The following is a 20,934-nucleotide window of genomic DNA, read 5'->3' as shown; positions in this document are numbered from 1 at the left end:
TTCCTACAAAAAGGAGCTAGACAACGTGCACATAACGCAAATATTAGAACCAATTTTTATTATTTTGGCCATTATTGCCATTTGGTTTGCCATTTCTAATTTTATAAGTGTTAAACGGGTTTTAATTGGGCGTCCGATGAGAACCGCGGAATTGAACGCACAGCATAATAAATTAATCTGGTTTATTGCCCTGCCGATCCTTTCTGCTGATTTATACTCATCTGTAGCGTACGGCCCCGAATCCGGAATGACAGAGCTTGTGGGCCTTGGTCCCAGCGCTAAGTGGATGATCATTCCCATTACGACTGCAACAGTAGTGCTGCTGATCATTTTAATCCTTTCCTATATTATGGGAATTCTTGCTTACCCAAATGGCGGGGGAGCCTATGCCATTGCCAAAGATAATTTTAAGCAGAAATGGGTTTCGCTAATCGCTTGCAGTTCGTTACTGGTCGATTATGTTTTAACAGTGGCTGTGTCCGTTTCAGCGGCGATCGAAGCAGTCTCTTCTGCCTATCCGGTTGTTGCCCCTTATGAAACCATCATGGCCATTGTATGTGTATTCATTTTATTGGTTGTTAACCTTCGCGGTGTGGCAGAATCCGCAAAAATACTGGCTTGGCCTACCATTGGTTTTGCCGTTTGTATGCTTTTATTAATTTTCACCGGTCTCTTTAATGAGGTGCAGCACGGCTTTGTGCAAAAAGCCACCCCGCCATTCGGATCTGTGCCTAAAGGGTTAAGTGTCTTATTAATTTTAAAAGCCTTTAGCTCTGCTTGTTCAGCCTTAACAGGGATTGAAACGATCTCGAATGCAGTTCCTGTCTTCAGGGATCCAAAACAGAAAAATGCCATTAAGACCTACATTGCTCTTGGCGTTGTGACATCCATCACCCTGCTGGGGTTTGCCTTTCATTTATATGTAAAAGGAATTACACCAAACCCGAACAATACCATGCTTTCACAATTAACAGAACTATATTTCGGCCATGGCATTATCTATCAATTGATTATCTGGTTTACCTTTATTGTTTTAATTTTGGCAGCGAATTCTACCTTCACAGGCTTTAGCCAGCTCGCAGCGATTGTAGCGAAGGATGGCTTCCTGCCGCGCGGGTTAACCAACCGCGGAGACCGCTTGGGATATTCCAATGGGATTATTGCTCTTGCTGCTACTGCTAGTATTTTGATTATTGCATTTCAGGCTCATACAAATGCCTTGATTCCTTTATATGCAATCGGCGTGTTCCTGTCCTTCTCCATTGCCCAGTTCGGTCTTGTAAAGAGATGGAAAAGAATAAAGGGACCACATTGGAAGACGAAACTCACCATTAATATAGTTGGGGCCATTGTCACATCCATTGTTGCCATCATATTTGGAGTGACGAAATTCACAAGCGGAGCCTGGATTGTGTTAATCATTATCCCGATTCTGATTTTCTTCTCACTTTCAATCTACAGGCATTACGAGGATGTAGCGGATGAATTAAGGATTGATCTCAAGACCATCCATCCGAAAGCAAACCAGGTTATTTCCCTTGTACTGGTATCCGGTGTTCATCGTGTCGTTAACAGCACCCTTTCCTTTGCGAAAAGTATTACGGATGATCCGCTCGCGGTTTATATAGGATTTGACGATACCTCGATTGATAGGATGGAGAAAAAATGGGAGGAATGGGGCTCACCATGCCGTCTCGTTACCTTGAAAAGTAAATACCGCTCCGTCCTAGAGCCGCTCATCCGATTAATACGGATCATAGAGGAACGGAAAGCAGAAGACGATCATATCCAAATTATTATCCCTCAGTTTATTTCAAGAAAATGGTGGCACAATTTATTGCACAACCAAACAGCCATTTTACTGAGGATTTGGCTTTTAAAGCATAAAGACATCGTGATTACAACGGTTCCATATCATTTGAAAAAATAATGACTTGAAAGCGCAATGAGCGTACGGATTTCATCTTCTTCCACTGAGACGGAGAATTCGATAGGCGCTAGAGTAGTTAATAAATTCTAGAAAAACAGGGCTGCATATGCGGCCCTGTTTTATAGTTGTTGTATGCAAATAATAGAAGTGAATACTCCCAGTATCATGCCTTTGTAAACTGAGATTGTGAAGGTTTTGATTAAGTTGAATGCTTCTTAATAGGGTTATGGTCGTTTATTCACCCGATGAAGGACTTTTCTTGCTTTGCCCGTGCTCCTTTGGGCCTTCATTCACCTGATGAAGGACTTTTCTCCCTTTGCTCATGCTCGTTTGGGCCTTCATAGACCTGATGAAGGATTTTTCTTGCTTTGCTCGTGCTTGTTTGGTCCTTCATCCATCCGATGAAGGACTTTTCTCCCTTTGCTCATGCTCGTTTGGGCCTTCATCCGCCCGATGGAGAGCTGTTCTCCCTTTACACCTACACCAATTCGAATGAGGGCGAGAATGTAAACAGGCAGCCAAATAAGTACAATTTGGTTGCCCGGTTTAAAATTTATATACGCATCTTGACCTTAAATCTATAAGATTAGCAGGCCCTCTCTTTTTCAGCTTTACTAAGCATTCGTGACATATATGATTGTTTGTAAGTCTTGGAAAAATTCTTTCCTGCTCCTAAAGCGGATGATTAAAACGAATAGCCTTCCCCGTCATCCGGTAGCAGAATGCTTTTCGAAAGGCCTTTGTCTTCAATAAATGCTTTCAATTCATCCCTTGATAATAAACAGTGGTTAAGCGACTCCATATGAACCACGACGATTTTGGCAGCGGGTGCAGCTTGCTGGGTTTTATAAATATCTTCTTTTGTCATGGTAATGTGTCCTCCCTCTAAGTACTGTGCAGCACCTCCATTCACGACAATGATCTGAGGTTTTGATTGTTGGATCGCCTCCTCGACATCCTGGCACCAGATCGTATCCCCAGCCACATACAAAGTCTTTTCATCAGGATGCTTAAAAATGAGCCCTGAGACTTTTCCGGTCCTTTTCGTGATCTCCCCTATCCCATGCTGTCCATTCGTTCTCTGTATTTTTATCTCTCCTAAATGAACCGTTTTTTGCAGATCTCCTACATTGACAAATCCATATCCCCTAACCGTTTCTGCATCAGCCTGATTTTGTGTAAAGATAGCTATATCTTTTGGGAGTGCATGTATTGCTGTTTGGTCAAAATGGTCTGGGTGCAAATGTGTCACCAAGACCGCATCGGCCTGTATAATTTCATCTATAGGTAAAGGCAGCGGAACAAGCGGATTGGCTTTCTCCTGATTAGGAGTATTGGAAAAAGGGGGCATAGAACCTTTTTCAGCCAAAAAAGGATCAATTAAAAACCTCTTGTCGGCATAGTCTAGAACAAGTGTGGCATTTCTTATTAATCTAATATTCATACTTGTCTCCTCCTTTTTGTATCTTTCTTATATAGTATAAAATAAAGGAAAGATTCCTTTACATAGATTAATGAAAGTGTTTTTCAACCTACACTTGAATTTTGAAAGGAGTTAAAAATGGACAGCACAGACAGAAGAATAGTAGAAGAATTATCGGCTTGCGGACGAATCACCATGAAGGAGCTGGGCAAAAAGGTTCATTTAACGGGGCAGGCCGCTGCAGCCAGAGTCTTAAAGCTTGAAGCAGAAGGCTTTATTGAAGGATATACGGTTAGAATCAACGAACTGAAAATGGGCTACAACGTTCATTGTTTTATCAATATTTATACGAAAGGCATGGAGCACACAGATTACCTATCCTTTTTAAAAGAACACCCTTCAAATGTCATTCATAATTTTAAAATCAGCGGTGAAGGATGCTATCTTCTCGAATGCCGTTTTCACTCCCCAGCAGATCTCAATTCTTTTTTAAACGAGCTGAACCAGCTTGCAAACTACAAGCTTTCGATTGTCATTGACAGATGAAGACTTTGCTTCCTCTGCGTACCCTTTTAGCGAAGGACAGTCTGTAGGTCTTCAGCTGAGATAAAATTGACAGCTTTTCAATGATGACTTAACGCAGGGAGGAGACGGGAAGTCTGCTGGTCGCTGGGTTTGGACTCATTGCTTTTTTGCCCTTCCAGCCCGGAGCTGGAAGTCCAATCATTCCGTTACTTAAATGGCAGGATTCTTAAAGATCGGGAAGCAATCCTGCGCACTCCCATTATACAGGGTTTACTGAACAGCTTACCTATTTATCGTATTTTCAAGTTAACTATGGTAGTGTTTAACCATTATCTATTATTTTCAGAAAGAAAGGTGTATCACTCATATGGCTGAACAACACTCTATTCTAAATCACGACTGGGAATTATTAGTGCAGGCTTTGAATGCCTCGCAAAGCGGAATTGTCATTACTGATCCGGATTTGGATGACAATCCGATTATTTATGTCAATGAGGGGTTCACCCGGATTACTGGGTATGAAGCGGAGGACATTCTGGGAAAAAACTGCCGGTTTTTACAAGGGCAGCTTACAAAGAACGATGATGTAAAAAAGATCAAGCAGACACTGGAGAATTTCACATCCGTCTCTCTGACTCTATTAAATTATCGTAAAGACGGCGAGATTTTCTATAACCAATTGACAATCGATCCTGTCTATAATGATAAAGAACAAAAATATTATTTTTTCGGAGTTCAAAAAGATATTACCAATGAAGTTCTGTACCAGCAAAGGCTTGGTGATGCATTGGCTGAAATCGAACAATTATCCACACCCATTGTTCCACTCGAAGAAGGGATTTCCATTGTTCCCTTGATAGGAATTCTATCAGATAAACTGGTAGACATCCTCTTTTCTACCTTAGCCAGCTATAAGGCTTTGAGTAGCCACCATACTCTTTTAATTGATCTTTCCGGCTTAGTTAGTTACCTACGATGAGCGGTTCGCTTATCATATCTCTACCATCTACGACTGGCTGAAGCTCATGGGGATTGAATTGATCCTATCCGGAATTTCTCCTGAAATGTCTATGCACCTCATTCAGTATAAAGAAAATTTACTGCGAATCCGTATATTCCCAAATACACAAACCGCTTTGGCACAGGTCCCAAAATAACATCCAGTTTTTCAGCATCTAAGGTGCATCTTCTGCAGGGCACTTTATCTCTTTTGCACACTTTATTGTTGTTAGAAAACAACTTGTGGACACATATGAAATGATATCCGCAAACACAAACAATATCCGAATGATTGAATGTACGTAAGCCTTGTGAAAAACTTGCGGCAGCCATCTTAGCTTTGCAAACATCCCTTGAGCCCCTGCCGTTCTATTTCTTCTCTTTTTCTATACGCTGATTCGATTCTAACAAAAGGAAGGCACATACAAGCAGAACAGCGGCTATCCAAATAGCGCGGTTTTCCAAATGCATAGTCAAAATTCCTCCGCCTAACGCACCGAATAAGAAAGAGCCAATAATGGTGTAGAATTTAAGAGCCTGTCCGGCTGCTTCTTTATTTTTTTCCATCATGGCCCGATATGCAGCTTGAGTAGCGGTCCTAAGGTTTCCAGTAGTCATTGTTGTATTATAGGACCAGGTAATCAGCTTTCTAAAGGATGATACCTGAAGCGATGCGACAAAGGAAATCACCACCGTAACAATGATATTCGGAATACCCTCAGGCAGCATGCCAACTATAATCAATACAGCGATTTCAAGCAGCAAGATGGCACGTGCAGGGAGCTTGAACAGCTTTTTCATACGGGGACTTTTAAAGCTTTCCACGACCCCGACACCGAGGACGAATGCCAGTATAGGCGGAATATGAAGGAGTGCCTGTGTCCAATTGCCTTGGGCAATCTTGATTCCAAGCAACACGATATTGCCGGTTTGGGCATTTGCAAACACGCCCCCTCTGCTTAAAAAGGTATAAGAATCCAGATATCCTCCAACAATCGCAAGCAAGATTCCTAGATGCAGGGATTCAGATGTCAGCCTCGGCACCCTCGCAGCCATTCTTCCTTTCCTGATGCTTATTCTTCTAAACCTCATACCAGATGTTCTTTGATTTTCTTTTTCTTCCAATTCTTTCACTTCCATTCTGCAGTACATTTTCTTTAGGGGAGGCTCTTTTCGTAAACTTTGTTGCTATTGAACACAAAAATATCAATTTAAATATATGTTTAGTATTAAAACTATGTAAGTAGAGACCCTGCAAAGGAGGCTCCGTTGCCGCCATTGGAGAGCGAGTGCCTATACCGGAAATCAACCAGCAGGATGTTCATGGCACTTCCCATGCCTCAAATACATCTAATGTAGATTTGAATCCAAAGTTGATTGAAGCGGAAGGTACGAAACTCCTGCGGGAAAAGCAGGCTTAGGGATACCCCGCAGGAGCTTGCGACGAGGAGACTCCCGGCCGCCCCGCGGAAAGCGAGTGCCTGCAGCGGAAATCAACCAGCAGGATTAACTAAGCCTTTATTTTAGTACTTCTATAGTACTCTGTCCATGCAACTACTATTTGAGCATTATACAGTTTTTAAAAAGCAGCAAGGGCCGGATCAAGATCAAAAAAACCACGGAGAGCTTACTCCGCGGTTTCGTTTAACATCATAAATATTTGGTTATTGACGACACCTAAGGATTTGACTCCATTTTGAATATTGGAGAAAAGAACAACGTATTTGGTGCCCCTTAATCCAAAGCTGTTCAATAAGTTATACCCAGGGAGTACTCCGTGATCGGAATAGCTGCCAGGATCATGATAGATTCCCAGCCCGTAATGATGGAATCTAGGTGTAAACACCTGCCTCAGGCTTAATGGAGATAAGAGCTTTCCAGTATAAAGCGCCTTATCAAACTTGTACATATCGTATGGTGTGGAATAAATATCGCCGCAGCCGAATAGCTCGGACATATCCGGAAGCCCCGGAGAAATCAGCTTATTATTTTTTTTCTTATAGCCGATCGATTGATATTTTTCCTGATAAAATTGATCGCCGAAACCAGTATGTTTCATCCCGGCTACATTAAATATATTCGTTTGAACATAGTGTTGCAGCGTATCGTTTGTCACTTTTTCTAAAATATAGGCAAGAATCGAATAGTTTGAATCACTATACAGCCATCTTGTCCCTGGTTTGAAACGCAATTTGCCCTTTTCAATCTTTTTAATCAGATCATCATGGGAAATCTTTGCTGCGGTTTCTGCGTGCTCCGGTATCCCGGAGGTGTGTGTCAGCAGTTCATAAAGTGTAATGCGGTTTCCGTTTGGAAAGTCAGGAATATATTTGCTTACCTTATCATGGATGTTTAATTTGTTCTGCTCCTGAAGCTGCATGATAGCGGTAGATACGAAAATTTTAGAAATGGATGCTAAATAAAATACGGTATTTGAATTATTGGGAAGGTGGTTCGTAAAGTCCCTATACCCGTAGCCTTTATCAATGACGATCTTTCCATCCTTTACAACCATCGCCGTTCCATTAAAATGGATACTCTTTAAATAGGTATCTATTTTACTATTGCGATTAATATCCTGAACAGGTTCTTGCGGAATGGCTTTTCGGGTATCAGCCCTGGCAATATTGGGATTATATATTGGGCGGTTCGGCTTCGTTTGATGCTGGCTTTCTTGCTTTGGATGAGCCGACTTTGTAAAATGCGGAATTAAAAATAGGAGAATAATAATGACAAACACTAAAAAAACAGCAACTTTATTGATTTTCATAAATAACTACCTTTCTTGGAGCGTTCGGATATTTTGAAAAGGGTGAAAGCATCTTTCCTCTGCCATTATAGCAAATTTTCATAAGAGTTCCACTGATTCTTTCAATCTATTTTCAAAAACTGGATGGAAAATGGACCCAATGAACTATAAATCATTACATATTCCAGTCTGTGTCATCATGTACATCTATAAACATCTTTGGAAACTTTTATCCTGTTATTTTACTAAGTTACCGGGTAAATAAATACTATCTATGAAAAAGGATGTGCAGCGAACATGATCAAACAGTTTAATGAATTCCTTGCAAAGCATGCAACAATCGCTCTAGGCACCATGTGGGCATTCTATATATTTTTGATTTACTCGCTTCTGCCGTTGGCGATGCCGAAATACATGAATACGCTTATGTATTGGTCAAATGTCATTCAGCTTATTACCCTTCCTCTTTTAGCCGTGGGGACCACTATTCTGGGGAAAAATTCAGAAGATAGAGCCAAGGAGGATCATAAAGCCATTATGGAACAGCTCGAATTAATTAAGAAGATGCATGGCGAGGTTAAGGAAATTCATAAGGATGTTAAAGAAAATGTTGAGAAGTAGCCTGACTTAAGGACAGACAGTTTCAACTGAAAATGTCCACTCTTTTGCATCCTTGCGTTGACAAAACGTCAACACGATTGTATCGTATTTTATGAAAACAAACTACCCCTTTTTGAAGAATACTGCTTTATAGTGCAATGATCTTTTTTGAAAACAGTGAAAGTATGGTTGGAATGGAGAGGAAGCGTAAGAATGTCCGACGTAGATACAAACAAGCTTGGAAAACAAATAAAAAAGCTTTTAGAGGAACAGAAATTATCCATGAGGATGCTCAGCGCCAAAACGGGAATTGATACAGCTACCATTTCACGTATTATAAACGGAAAAAGGAAAGCAAAACCGGAGCACCTCCAGAAATTTGCGGAATGCCTTCATGTGCCTATCGCGGATTTATTTAAAGCGGCTGGTTTCCCGATTGAACAAAAGCTGGAAACCACGTTTGATCTTACAAGCTCCGTTAACTCAATTCAGGATATCCTTGCAGCCTCTGAATTGTACGAGAAAAATTTTACAATCGGAAGCGTTAAACAAAAGCTGGAGGAATACAAGGGATATGTTCAAACAAATGAAGGAACCCAAACGATTTTAAACAAATTTGAGTCAAAGCTGCAGAGCATAGGAGCAATCGGACCTTTTATCAGCCAGTTAAAAGGAATGTATGAACGATTCCGTTTACGCCAGGGCACCCCTGTAGAACTGATTTTGATTGGCGCTGCATTGCTCTATTTTATTTCACCTGTGGATGTTATTCCTGATTATATTTTCCCGATTGGCTACTTGGATGACGCCATGGCTGTTCAGATTATTGCTGATATACTAAATAAATAACCTCCCCCATGTCTTTGGTAAAGCGAGCCCTGCATTTGGCCAATGCTGCTGGGCCCTCATCCCAATAGAACGACCTCGCTGTATTTTCTTTATTTCAGTTGAAGACTACCCTGAAAAAAGCTGCCGTAAACGCTGGCAGCTTTTATGCTTCTAAACAGCGGTAATCGGAGCAAATTAACCTAAACAAACCATAAAATAGATTTATCGATTTTGTTCTTGGTATACGGCATTCAAATTTCGTTTATATCCATCAATACCTGTCCAGGCCGCATAGTCTGCAGATATCTCTGAGACTAATAGCTCCTCCAATGTCATGCCTTTTTCAATTGAACGCGTTACTTTTTCATTTAAATGAGTCAAATAGGCAATCATGACGTCAATCTGGTTTTTTGTCACGATATTGCCATGGCCGGGTACAATTCTTTCTATATCCAATTGACGAACCTTTAATAAATTGTCTTTAAATTCCTGGGAATGAAATAGTGGAGGATGCAGATTTTCTAATACGAGGTCCCCCATAAAGGCAATTTTTTCTTCAGGAATATATAAAAAAGCATCACTTTCTGTATGCCCACCGCCAAAGCAATAAAATTCTGCTGTCCGGTCTGTACCATGTATGACCAGCTTTTCTTCAAAGGTTAAATTGGGCAGAACTATTTCAAGATCGGAAATTGCCTCACAAACCTTCGACATCTCTTTTAACTGGGTATCAAGGCTTGAAAGTAAAACAGGATCGCTTTCTGTTTTAGCTCTTTCTTTCAGCTGCCTCAAATACTGCTTTGTTTCCTCCAGTTCTTTGTCACGATCTTCAATCCTATTATTCTTTCTATGTAAGTCTCTTGTCGCAGGAGTTGATATGATAGTAGCATCCTGAAAAATTTGATTTCCAAATGTGTGGTCTCCATGAAAATGGCTGTTAAAAACATATTTAATTTCCTTCTGCGTTAGATCCTCTGCTGCTTTCCGCAAATCTCTCGCAGCACTCGGAGTAGTAAAGGTATCAAAAACAACCACTTCATTCCCCAGATCAATAATTCCTGCATTGCTCATTGCCCCTGCGCCTTTTTTCGCAATCGCTGCAAAAACGCCTTCTGAAAGCTTTGCTAATGAAAAAAATCTCGATTGAATCATACTGATTGGCATCCAGTCTATCCCCTTCGCTTTTTTTCTTCCGAACAAAAATGTTTCGATGCGGAAGTAAGATATACTTTCTGTTTGTTTAATAAAATTCCTTCTTCTGTGCGGTCTTTATCAAAATTCAAAATGCAAAGAGGATCTTTACTTCCTATTGACTCTGCCAAAATAGTATTCACCTTGTAAAAAACGCTTATCACTGGTTACATATGCAAAGTGGACTTCATCCACCCTATGAAGGACTCTTCCCACAGGTTACCTCCTCGAAACGGACTTCATCCCTCTTATGAAGAACCCTAACCACTGATTACCTCCTCCATACGGACTTCATCCACCCTATGAAGAACTCTTCCCACTGGTTACTTCCTCCAAAATGGACTTCATCCGCCTTATGAAGGACCCTAAACACTGGTTACTTCCTCAAAATGGACTTCATCCACCCTATGAAGGACTCTTCCCACTGGTTACCTCCTGGAAACGGACTTCACCACCCTTATGAAGGACCCTAAACACTGGTTATCTCCTCAATACGGACTTCATCCATACCCGGTACACTCGCCGGCCAATGCCAAAACAGCCTTCATCACCAGATGAAGGCCTATTCCAAAGTTGACCGCAGCAAGGCTATTCAAAAAGATCAAAATTCATCTTTATTTCTCTTCTTTCGTTGAGGACATCACGGTTTGTTTGATCCACTTTTTCCGAATTTTCCTGTCCATCAGCCATTCGCGTATACTTTGGAGACCTAATACAATGGAAACAAGAATTCCGCTTGCCGCTACGATGAGGGCGAAATATTCAACTGGGTTATATTTCAGCACATGGCCCCACTTGATTTTACCGATAAAATCCGAGGTTACAAGGCTCATGCCGAACATTTGGCCAATTACTGAATAAAGCGTCAGCAATAATAGCAATAAGCTTTCTTTTTTTGCATTTACATTTTCCTGATATTTGAATAAGCTGCTCAGCGTTCGTTTCGCCTCTTTATATAACAGTTCAATGTTAAACTTTTTTCGAAGGAGAAAAAACACCTCGCGGCTCGGCGATTGAGAAATTAGTTCTAGAGAAAAGTAATTGGCCGTGAAGGAGTTAATCGAATAAATTAATTTCTCCATATTTGCATTGTTGTTTTGGATATTCAATTCTGCGTACTCATGGCCTAATTTTAGCAAAACGATTTTATGGAATAAGTTGAGCAAAATCCCATAGTAGAACTCCCCGTAAAGCTGGCCTGCGAGCTCTGACACCCTTCTGGAATTTTCTTTTGTTAGGCATGTAAACAGATGCTCTTCCATCACAAAGTAAGTCAAGGGTGCCCAGCGATGGTAGCCATTTTTCTTTAAATAATCCAGAATGTATTCTTCGTTGCCGGCACTGATAAACGGTGCTCCTTCAGAAGTGATACCGCACAGGCTTCCTGCCCTGTATAGATCAGCCGGGCAAATTTCATCCTCTTCTTTGATACTTAGCAAAGATTGAACATACATTCTTTCATCCTCAAAAAAAGGAAAGGTCTCAAAATAAGAGCCCTTGGATTGAATATCCTCAAAGAAATGCGGCAAACCGTCAAACAGGACGTTATAAACAAAATCATTTACCTTGCCGTACTCTTTTTCCTTGAAAATGATTTGAGTTTTCTTGTCTATGTCGTTTCTTGGCTCAAGCTTACGAAAGCGTCCTGCAAACTCTAAAGCATGGGATAATTCCATTGATTCCTTTATTTGAGTTCGAATCGTCAAAAAACCCAGTTCAAAGGGACAAAGGATCACATCAATCGATGCAATTTGAAAAGGAATGGAAACAAGCTCTGTTTTTAACAGTGCATTCACATTTAAGGCCTTTGAGTATCGTTTGATCCCTTTTTGTTGTTCGGTATGCGGAAAAAGAACTTTATTTGTAAAGGACAAAAAGTATGCTTCCATTTCGCGGTGGGAAACACTAAAGTCCCCGTAATAGGCCGTTTCTTTTTGCAATTGATCCATTTGAAAAAAGGAAAAGCCATGTTCTTTTAAAAAAGGAAGAATCTTCAACTCAAGCCCGTTTTCTATGGAAAAGGGATAGATAAATTGAAAAATCCCTGTTTCAATGTTTTTTTCATGAATCTCAATTCCCTGCATCAATTCAATGTTTCCTTCCATTCATAGATATATAAGCATATCCATAATATGGCCTTTTTTTCGGCAGGATAATCAAGGTATCATTTTATTCCATCACGCGCATTTCTATAGGTGCTTCATGAAGCTTTTGAATACAAACAGGCAGCATATCGAGCAGAATGTCAAGAGAATAGCCGATATCTAATCGTTCCGTCCATTGATGGGCATCTCTTCCTGTCGGCCCCAGATTGATCACAGGCACATCGAATTCTTCCAATTCACTAAGAGGAATGGAGTATCCCTGATCCCATAGCGGAAAATTGCGGATAAAAGATCCCATGGAATCTGCAGGATACTGTAAGCCTACATAGCTAAGATCGGATATCCCGCCAAAGTAGTTTTGTTTTTTAAACGTAATGCCATGCCTTTCGAGGGCATAAGCTGCCATTTCACGGGTTACCGTTTTAATAGAAGGATGGTTGCGTGAGCTGACAGCAGGATAGTAGGGCGGTGTAAAAAACAGGACGATCATGGGAGCCAGTTCTTTGCACATGATGGCCAGTTTATCTACTGCCTCAATCGTTGCTTCTCTGTCATCCTTATCCTCCTGCTTGCTTAACAGCTCCTGTTGAAGGCTTTTTATTTTCTCTTTTCCGTGCTGATGAATGGCATATGAAACAAGCTCCTCATACGTCAGGACCTTTACTTGAAGCTCAGGAAGATGAAAAGGGCTGTATTTTGCGAATTCAGCTGCACGCTTTGCATAAAATTCATCCATTTTAGCAGCAGCTTGGATGGCTTTTCGATGCAAAAGAAAAACGACATCCGCCATGGTTTTTTCTAACAAAAACAAATTAAAAAGTGTAACGGCGCGATGTGGTATTTGAACAGAGTATTCTTCCTTCAGATCTTTTTGGAGTAAATTCGTTGGCGGAGGGGCCGCTTCCCCCTCAACCATTTCACAAAGCTCTGTGTTTAACTCCAGTTCCGCCGTTAAAATGGACGCCATAAAGTTGGCATTCAGGCCTGCAAAGGGTTCTCCCACATGTGTCTCTTTTCCGTAGCAATAAAAGCCTGGCAGTACCTTTCCAATGGAACCCGTATAAATATACTTATTTTGGTCCCCGGGATATTGGGTAAACATTGGTTCCGAATTCAAAACAGCTGTGTAGTCCAGTCCATACTGCTGTGCCAATTCCAATAGCCTTGGAACCGCAGCCCTCATCCCTGCTGAATTCACTTCTTCATCCGGAACCGCAAGCAATAGGATGTTGCCGTCAAACGCTCCCCCGATGGCTTTTTCAATCATGGCCATATGAAGGGCTAATCCGCATTTCATATCCATGGTCCCTCTGCCAAACAGCCAATTTCCTGACGCAATGTCATCACGGACAGCTTCTGGTACCTTGTCTTTATTGCGATAAAATAACGAAGTCAGCTCTTTTGGCTGAAAAGCATATTCTTTCCATACCCCATAATCCTGCACGTCCACCACATCAAAATGGCTGACAAGAATGACTGTGTTTTTGATCTCAGAATTCTTTTTCACAAGGGCTGTCACAAAATGCCGTCCATCTCCAACCGGGTTTTTCTGCAAATGATCAGGATGCTTTTGGAAATAGGAGAAAGCAGATAATTGTTCGATGACAAAATCGGGAAGCACCCTCTCTGCTTGTGAGCCCGTAATACTCGGAATTTGAACAAGCTCGCATAATAATTGAACCACCTGCTCTTTTGTTTTCCATTTTGGCATCATAAGCCCTCCTCGTTTTTCCGAATCGTGGAAACGCATTCCACTATACGGATATAAATAAACGACGGTTTACATCGTACTGCCGATTTTTGCAGATATTTCATTTGCTGTTTGCATTACTTTTTCAATAAGCAATGGCATGCGAGCATCGTTCATCCGCTGGCTCAGCACGCCAATACTGATAGAACCTACTACTTTATTATGAAATCCTAAAATGGGTGAAGCCACAGCTGCCGTTCCCGGTGTTCTCTCACCGAAGCTTAAAGCATAGCCCTGCTGCTCAATGCTCACTAATTGGTCCATAAACAATTTCATTTGTTCAGGTGACGAAGACAGCAGCTGGCGGATGATATCCTGTCTCTCTTTCCGATCCATTTTCGATAGTATGGCTTTATTAGCTGCACCAATGGAAAGAGGAATCCTGTCTCCTAAGTTATCAATAATTCGGACATTCGATGGACTATCCACTCTCTCAATAATAATCGAGTCCATTCCATGAGGTATATTCAGATAGACGCTTTCCTCAACTTCAGAGGACAGCTGCTTCATCGCTTCTCTTGCTACTGTTCTGTAATCGATCTTTTCCAGCTGGTGAAGGCCGATTTCCATCCACAACGGCCCAGCTTTATACAGCTTTGTTTCAGGAGTTTGTGAGACAAGCCCGTGTTTCATCAACGTATTGAGCAGTCTGTGCACGGTGCTGACTGGAAGAGAAGTTTTTTCAGCAATCTCCGAAATGGCCCAGTCTCCTTTTTTGTCATCAGAATCCAGTAATCTAATAATTCCTACGGCTCGATCAATAGACTGTACCATAACTCTCCTTGTGTTTTGAATTTATGTTTGATTAGTCTAAATTTAACAAAAATTAGAGTTGGAATCAACGGAAATTGGGTAAATTTTATTATTATTCGTGCATACTGAGAAGCCATTCTGCTTTTCTAGAAAGCTTACGGGCGAAATACTAGAGTTTACGGGCGAAAATGAGGAACTTACGAGCGAAACCAAACTTATCCTATTATAAAAAGCCATCTCCCGAAGGAAAATGGCTTTTTCGTACATCGTATCAGGACGCTTCATTTCCGTCCCATTTCTTCTTTTCATCGATTGTTATAATGCCGAGTTCATGATGGTCACCTTCGTACAAGGCTCCTTGGACAAAGCGGATTTCACCTTTTGTATCAATGATATCCAGCTTACAATAGGCGCCATTCTTTTGCAGCGCCTTGTAGATATCGGCTTTGTGCTGAATCCGGGTGCCATTGCACTTAAAGATGAGCTCACCCGTTTTGATATCCATCTTTTCAGCAGGCGTCCCTGGAATGACTGCCAATATCATGAGGCCTTCTTTTTGCGGTGTAAAGTAATAAGGGTTGGCATTTTCCCGCACCCGGTGGCGGTATGAGATCCATGCCCGTCCTGCTATGGCGATTGCGGCAGCAGCTACTGGAAGATACGGAATCCAGATGCCGGCTATCGCCACCACACTAACCAGGACGCCAAGCCTTGCAATCTGTCTGCCAAGTCGTGTGACGGCCTCTTCTGGAAGGCTGCTCTGAATCTGCTGCTGAAAGCCAATTAAAAATGGCAGCAGCACAACAGAATAGGAATGGCCGCCCCAATCAATAACGGGCCACCAATGAAAATGCGAAACCAAAGGTCCAGCAGGCATTAAGCAGAAAACCGGGACAAGCCACAGCCTTTTCGACTGGAATGCTCCCACCGTCAAGCCGCGGCGGCTTTTTCTCAGCCTTGGCGATCCTGACTTCGAGCTATTGCGTGACATGAAAATTCCTTCGGCTGAAAGCAAAAGGCCCATCAAAATCACAAAACCAGCTAGGCTGTTTTGAGGAGTCTGAGAGACAGCCGAACCAAACAGCGGAAGATGCAGACCCAGCGTTTTCACAGCATAAAGAGCTGCAAAAGCCGCTCCCAGCGTAAAGGCGGGAGACAACAGACGATGATTTCCTGCTATCGCTAATATAATCGTTGTACATGTCGCTGCTGCAATCATGGCAAATGAAATGGTGAAGCCTGCAGCCATGGCGATAACTGAAAGGGTCAATCCTCCCAATAAACCTGCCGGGAACAGGTATCGAAGCTCATGGAAAATGGGATAAATACTGACATGAAAGTCCTTGCGTTCCCGTTTCATCCTCCGTACCCCTGAAACGACTGCAAGAATAATAGAAAGATAGAAAAGCGGGTTCAGAAAAAATCTGCCGATACCCTTAAGGCATTCAATCAACCATTCACCTATCAAACGGGTCACCTCCTTTATTCGGACTGTTTAGTATAACTATTGTAGCAGATTGCTAGAAAAAAAGGTACCAGGTGATAGGGACTCCAATCGATTCATGTCCCGTCACCTGATACCTTTATTTTGCTACATATTTAAGCGCTACCTGAAGCTGGAGATCATTCGCCTCATTTTTCACTGCATTCATCACGGCTTCTTCCAGCGACCTTGCTGTTTGCGTGTCAATAATGCCTGTGCTCGGAATGTTGGACTGTGTCTGGAAGGCTTTTACGGCCATGGCGGTTTGGTTATCAAAATATCCATCCTCACGGCCAGGAGCATATCCCAGTCCATTCAGCATTTTTTGTGCTGTCTGGACCTGGTTATTGTTCATATCCTCTAGGAGCTCCTTATTTACCTCAAGAGGACTGACACCAAAATAGTCCGGCTGGCTTACTTCGATCGTCGGTGTTACTCCTTTATGATGAATCCAGTTCCCGTCTGGAGTCAGCCATTTAAACATGGTCAATTTAATCGTACTGCCATCTCCCATCGGAACAGCTTGCTGAACAGTTCCTTTACCAAAGGTCGTCTCCCCGATCAATGCATAGCCTTCCGATTCCTTTAACGAACCTGCAAGAATTTCGGAGGCCGAGGCGCTGCCTTTATCCACAAGGACCGCAATAGGATATGGCTTCTTCGTCTTCAGCTTAGAATAGATTTTTTCACGCTGCCCGCTTCTCTCTTCTATTTGGAACAAAGGCTTGGAGCTTGTAACGAAATTATCCAATATGCTTTGTACACTTGTTAAAAGTCCGCCCGGATTTCCTCTCACATCGATGATGAGTCCCTTAATATGCTGTGCTTCCATTGATTTGAGCTCCTTCTCAAAATCAGCAGCCGTATTTTGGGCGAACTGCGTAATTTGGATGTAGCCGATTGCTTTTCCATTCGATTTTTCCATCTTACCATTCACTGTATTCACAGGAATTTCATCACGCAGAACTTTCACCGTGATCGGCGCCTGAGCCCCTTCCCTCATGATCACAAGCGTAACAGTGGTACCCTTTTTCCCGCGAATATTTTTGGTAGCCTGATACAAGTCCTCGCCTTTTGTGCTCTTTCCATTGATGGATAGGATTTGGTCGTTTGGCTTCAATCCTGCTTTTTCTGCTGGTGAATCCTTATAAGGTGATACAATGACGATGTTTCCATCCTTTAAGGTAACCTCTGCACCAATTCCCTGAAAGGAGGAATCCAGTGATTCATTGAATTGGGCCGCTGTTTGGGCATCCATATAAACGGAATAAGGATCCTTTAATGTACTGACCATTCCCTGGATGGCACCATCCACCAGCTGATGCTCGTCTACTTTTTTCACATAAGATTTCATTATTAAATCATAGGCCTGTGCAATTTTTGTCATATCCGGCATTGCGGCCGTTTTGGAGTGGCTGCTTAGATCAGTTTGATTCTTTACATACCCCGGACTATCCTCGTACCATTTCATCCCGGCATAGGTACCGCCGGCTCCCGTCAATAACGATCCAGTTATCACCAAAGCCAACCATTTTCGCTCCATCATTGCCCTCCTCAATCAGTAAGGATTTCTTTCCTGACATTCGGAAAGAATACCGCTGTTGTCATTACTATGAATATATGAAGAAAAGGGACAGGTTATGATTTTTGTTTTTTAAGATGAATAGGGTTGGACGGGAAGGAATCCCCCCTTTGGCCTCTTCGCTTAAAAGGATGAAATGAACGCTGCTAATATATAATCCGCTCCAGCCGATTAATTGATTCTGCCATTTTATCTTTATGAATATTGGCAAATCCGATGACCATCCCTGCTCTGTTTTTTTCTTTGACCTTATTTTTTAACATAAACCGTTTCATGGTGTAGATTTCTAATTTCTCTTCATTCGCCCTTTTTTCTATTTCTTCATAGCTTTTGTCTGTTTTAAATTGCGCAAAGAAGTGCAGACCTGCAGGGACATCATGAATGGTGATGTTTTTCTTGAATCGCTTTTTAAGGTGCTTGATTAAACTTCTTCTGTTCATTTCATAATAGTGGTTCATTCTTTTTACATGCTTTGCATATTCACCGCTTTCAATAAAATAATGCAGGGTAAAGAGACTGAGTAAATTACTATTTTGCATGAGATCAGAATACGCTTTGCGGTACTCTCTTAAGATATCCGGCGGCAATACCATATAACTGGCTCGGAGCCCCGGAAATAAGCTTTTTGAAAAAGTACCCGTATAGATAACGCGCTGATTACGATCAAGGCTTTGCAAGGAAGGAATATGGTCTGTTTCATACTTAAACTCACTGTCATAATCATCCTCTACAATATAGCGGTCTTCCATTTCAGTTGACCAGTTAAGTAATTGAATCCGACGGGAAATAGGCATAATCGTGCCTGTCGGAAATTGGTGGGATGGCGTAACAAACAAAAAATTGGCCTTTACCGATTCAACTTCTTCAATATTAATCCCTTGTTCATTCAAAGGGACCAGCCGTATATCAAAATCCAGCCCTCTTAATAAAGTATAAAAGCGGGAATACCCGGGATCCTCCATCGCAATGATGGTGTTTTTCCTTTGCATTCCCATTAGTTGTCGTATTAATAATTGTGTACCCGCACCAATCACAATCTGCTCCGGCTCACAAACGACTCCCCGTGTTAAGGCAATCATACGGCTGATCGTCTGCCTTACAAGGTAGGGTCCCTGCGGATGGGGAATTTCTGAGAGCTCGTGCAGGTGGTTCTTGATTGCTTTATTTTGGCATTTCATCCATGCTTTAAATGGAAACAGCGAAATATCCGAGGTCATATGAGAAAGAGAGAGCCATCCTTCTTTTTCCATGCATTCCTCTTTTAAATCAGGCGGCAGCTTGTTTAGTTGATAATCCTTTTTGATAAACTGAGTGATACTTTCTACAAAATAGCCTTTTCTTTCCTTTGTATAGATATACCCCTCCGCAAGCAGCTGTCCATAGGCATTGGCAACCGAATTAACGCTGACATTCAATTCATCAGCCAGCTTCCGTTTTGAAGGCAATTGTTCATGGGCATGAATCTTCCCATCCAGGATGCTCCCTTTAATATTTTCATAGATTTGATGGTAGAGATAATTTGAGTCCTTTGTTTTATCTATAGTAAAAAAGAACATTACAGCACCCCCAATGAATGGAATTTTAACTGGTACCTAAATAAAATCATTTTTGGTACTTTTCATTGTATCAGATAATTGTAAACTGATTAATAAGTTTATATTTTCTTATATTAAGGAGGATTCTCATGACTCAATCTTACCTATCAAAAACGAAGGAATTACAAGATAAGCGTTTAAAATATGTGCCCAAAGGAGTAAGCAATGGAAATCTGAATATTGCCTCCAGTGCCAAAGGTGCCACTATACTAGATATTGATCACAATGAATATATCGACTTTGCCGGTGCCATCGGAACCCTGAATGTCGGCCATAGCCATAAAAAAGTGACCGAAGCCGTTAAGGAACAGGTGGATAAATTTTTACATCCCGGCTTTAATGTTATGATGTATCAAGGGTACATCAGCCTGGCAGAAAAGCTGTGCGAAATTTCTCCTGGAAGCTTTGACAAGCAGGCTATTTTCTTTAACTCAGGAGCAGAAGCTGTAGAGAATGCCATCAAGGTTTCAAGGCGCTTTACAGGCAGGCAGGCTGTTGTTTCCTTTGTACGCGGATACCACGGAAGAACAAACTTAACAATGGGAATGACAAGTAAAGTCAAGCCTTACAAATTGGGATTCGGGCCATTCGCACCTGAAATTTATCAAGCTCCTTTCCCTTATTTGTACCGCAAACCAAGCGAAATGAGCGACGAAGCTTATATTGATCATGTGATAGAGGAATTTAAGGATTTCTTTATTGCAACAGTGGCTCCTGAAACAGTGGCTTGCGTAGTGATGGAACCTGTTCAGGGCGAGGGCGGTTTTGTGATTCCGCCAAAACGGTTTGTTCAAGCCGTGAGTGAATTCTGTAAAGAGCATGGCATTGTATTTGTAGCAGATGAAATTCAAACAGGTTTTTGCCGGACAGGAAAACTTTTTGCCATTGAACACTTTGATGTCGTGCCTGATTTAATGACCGTGTCAAAATCGTTGGCTGCAGGTCTCCCTTTAAGCGGAATTGTAGGGCGTGCTGATATTTTAAATGTAGCCGATCCTGGTGAACTCGGAGGCACGTATGCAGGAAATCCTGTCGCATGTGCTGCTGCATTAGCAGTCATCGATATCGTAAAAGAAGAAAATTTATCGGCTAAGGCTGAAATCCTTGGGCAGAAAATTGAAGACAAACTATACGAACTTTATGCAAAGCATGAGTATGTCGGTGAAATCCGCCGCCTCGGGGCTATGGTAGCTGTTGAAATCGTAGAGAACCGTGAAAACAAAAAGCCAAACAAAGCGAAAACCGCTGAAATTATTAAGAAAGCAAATGAAAACGGTTTACTTCTCCTCTCAGCAGGCCTAAAAGGAAATATCATCCGCTTTTTGGCACCTCTCGTCATTACCGATGAGGAGCTGGCAAAAGGACTGGCTATTCTTGAAAAATCTTTTATTTAATGACACTGTTAATATAGTAGGCTGATT

The 20,934-nt window shown here is 41.7% G+C and carries 17 protein-coding genes; 7 read left to right on the top strand and 10 right to left on the bottom strand.

The features are described 5' to 3' along the window. Nucleotides 1–25: 25 nt before the first annotated feature. The gene (locus tag A5N88_RS20730; protein WP_232317604.1) at nt 26–1,930 is read left to right on the top strand and encodes an APC family permease; all 1,905 of its coding nucleotides are present in this window, start codon (nt 26–28) and stop codon (nt 1,928–1,930) included. Nucleotides 1,931–2,615: 685 nt separating this feature from the next. On the opposite strand, the gene A5N88_RS20725 is transcribed toward A5N88_RS20730, so the two are convergent. Continuing rightward, a complete protein-coding gene (locus tag A5N88_RS20725; RefSeq protein WP_066269559.1) occupies nt 2,616–3,374 on the bottom strand; it encodes an MBL fold metallo-hydrolase in 759 nt (252 codons plus the stop codon). 117 nt (nt 3,375–3,491) lie between these two features. Between A5N88_RS20725 and A5N88_RS20720 the strand changes: the two genes are divergently transcribed. Together A5N88_RS20720 and ytvA are read left to right on the top strand one after the other, a co-directional pair. Continuing rightward, entirely contained in the window at nt 3,492–3,899 is a 408-nt protein-coding gene (locus A5N88_RS20720) for an Lrp/AsnC family transcriptional regulator (RefSeq protein WP_066269557.1), read from the top strand. A gap of 346 nt (nt 3,900–4,245) precedes the next feature. Further along, nucleotides 4,246–4,857, top strand: a complete 612-nt coding sequence (gene ytvA, locus A5N88_RS20710; protein WP_083953241.1) for a YtvA family blue-light photoreceptor — start codon at nt 4,246–4,248, stop codon at nt 4,855–4,857. Between the two features lie 389 nt (nt 4,858–5,246). On the opposite strand, the gene A5N88_RS20705 is transcribed toward ytvA, so the two are convergent. Beyond that, the gene (locus A5N88_RS20705; protein WP_083953339.1) at nt 5,247–5,933 is read right to left on the bottom strand and encodes a YoaK family protein; all 687 of its coding nucleotides are present in this window, start codon (nt 5,931–5,933) and stop codon (nt 5,247–5,249) included. Nucleotides 5,934–6,166: 233 nt separating this feature from the next. Here A5N88_RS20705 and A5N88_RS26215 point away from each other — a divergent pair, with 233 nt between their 5' ends. Next, nucleotides 6,167–6,298 carry a hypothetical protein gene (locus A5N88_RS26215; protein WP_260525571.1) on the top strand — a complete coding sequence of 44 codons (132 nt, stop codon included), beginning with the start codon at nt 6,167–6,169 and terminating at the stop codon, nt 6,296–6,298. A 206-nt stretch (nt 6,299–6,504) separates the two neighbouring features. Here A5N88_RS26215 and A5N88_RS20700 read toward each other — a convergent pair whose 3' ends face one another. Then, nucleotides 6,505–7,647, bottom strand: coding sequence for a serine hydrolase domain-containing protein (locus tag A5N88_RS20700; protein WP_066269553.1), 1,143 nt, complete (start codon nt 7,645–7,647; stop codon nt 6,505–6,507). A 276-nt stretch (nt 7,648–7,923) separates the two neighbouring features. On the opposite strand from A5N88_RS20700, the gene A5N88_RS20695 reads away from it, so the two are divergent. Both A5N88_RS20695 and A5N88_RS20690 read left to right on the top strand, forming a co-directional pair. Further along, nucleotides 7,924–8,247, top strand: a complete 324-nt coding sequence (locus tag A5N88_RS20695) for a hypothetical protein (RefSeq protein WP_066269551.1) — start codon at nt 7,924–7,926, stop codon at nt 8,245–8,247. A 192-nt stretch (nt 8,248–8,439) separates the two neighbouring features. Then, on the top strand, nt 8,440–9,075 hold the full coding sequence (locus tag A5N88_RS20690) for a helix-turn-helix domain-containing protein (protein ID WP_066269550.1): 636 nt from the start codon (nt 8,440–8,442) through the stop codon (nt 9,073–9,075). Between the two features lie 201 nt (nt 9,076–9,276). Here A5N88_RS20690 and A5N88_RS20685 read toward each other — a convergent pair whose 3' ends face one another. The 7 genes from A5N88_RS20685 to gabR all read right to left on the bottom strand — a co-directional run bounded on the left by A5N88_RS20685 (nt 9,277) and on the right by gabR (nt 19,474). Beyond that, nucleotides 9,277–10,218, bottom strand: coding sequence for an MBL fold metallo-hydrolase (locus tag A5N88_RS20685; protein WP_066269549.1), 942 nt, complete (start codon nt 10,216–10,218; stop codon nt 9,277–9,279). A gap of 641 nt (nt 10,219–10,859) precedes the next feature. Further along, a complete protein-coding gene (locus tag A5N88_RS20680; protein WP_066270744.1) occupies nt 10,860–12,338 on the bottom strand; it encodes a hypothetical protein in 1,479 nt (492 codons plus the stop codon). Between the two features lie 76 nt (nt 12,339–12,414). Next, nucleotides 12,415–14,061, bottom strand: a complete 1,647-nt coding sequence (locus A5N88_RS20675) for a M20/M25/M40 family metallo-hydrolase (RefSeq protein ID WP_066269547.1) — start codon at nt 14,059–14,061, stop codon at nt 12,415–12,417. A 69-nt stretch (nt 14,062–14,130) separates the two neighbouring features. Then, nucleotides 14,131–14,874 carry an IclR family transcriptional regulator gene (locus A5N88_RS20670; RefSeq protein ID WP_066269545.1) on the bottom strand — a complete coding sequence of 248 codons (744 nt, stop codon included), beginning with the start codon at nt 14,872–14,874 and terminating at the stop codon, nt 14,131–14,133. Nucleotides 14,875–15,124: 250 nt separating this feature from the next. Further along, nucleotides 15,125–16,330 carry a PDZ domain-containing protein gene (locus A5N88_RS20665; protein ID WP_412733837.1) on the bottom strand — a complete coding sequence of 402 codons (1,206 nt, stop codon included), beginning with the start codon at nt 16,328–16,330 and terminating at the stop codon, nt 15,125–15,127. A gap of 106 nt (nt 16,331–16,436) precedes the next feature. Further along, nucleotides 16,437–17,879 carry a S41 family peptidase gene (locus A5N88_RS20660; RefSeq protein WP_066269541.1) on the bottom strand — a complete coding sequence of 481 codons (1,443 nt, stop codon included), beginning with the start codon at nt 17,877–17,879 and terminating at the stop codon, nt 16,437–16,439. A 185-nt stretch (nt 17,880–18,064) separates the two neighbouring features. Then, nucleotides 18,065–19,474: a MocR-like transcriptional regulator GabR gene (gene gabR, locus A5N88_RS20655; protein WP_066269540.1), complete on the bottom strand. Its 1,410-nt coding sequence runs from the start codon at nt 19,472–19,474 to the stop codon at nt 18,065–18,067. A 128-nt stretch (nt 19,475–19,602) separates the two neighbouring features. Here gabR and gabT point away from each other — a divergent pair, with 128 nt between their 5' ends. Next, the gene (gene gabT, locus A5N88_RS20650; RefSeq protein ID WP_066269537.1) at nt 19,603–20,907 is read left to right on the top strand and encodes a 4-aminobutyrate--2-oxoglutarate transaminase; all 1,305 of its coding nucleotides are present in this window, start codon (nt 19,603–19,605) and stop codon (nt 20,905–20,907) included. The last annotated feature ends 27 nt before the right edge of the window (nt 20,908–20,934 follow it).

Source organism: Heyndrickxia acidicola, assembly GCF_001636425.1.
Lineage (GTDB): Bacteria > Bacillota > Bacilli > Bacillales > Bacillaceae_C > Bacillus_AE > Bacillus_AE acidicola.
This window is presented reverse-complemented; position numbering and strand designations above follow the sequence as displayed.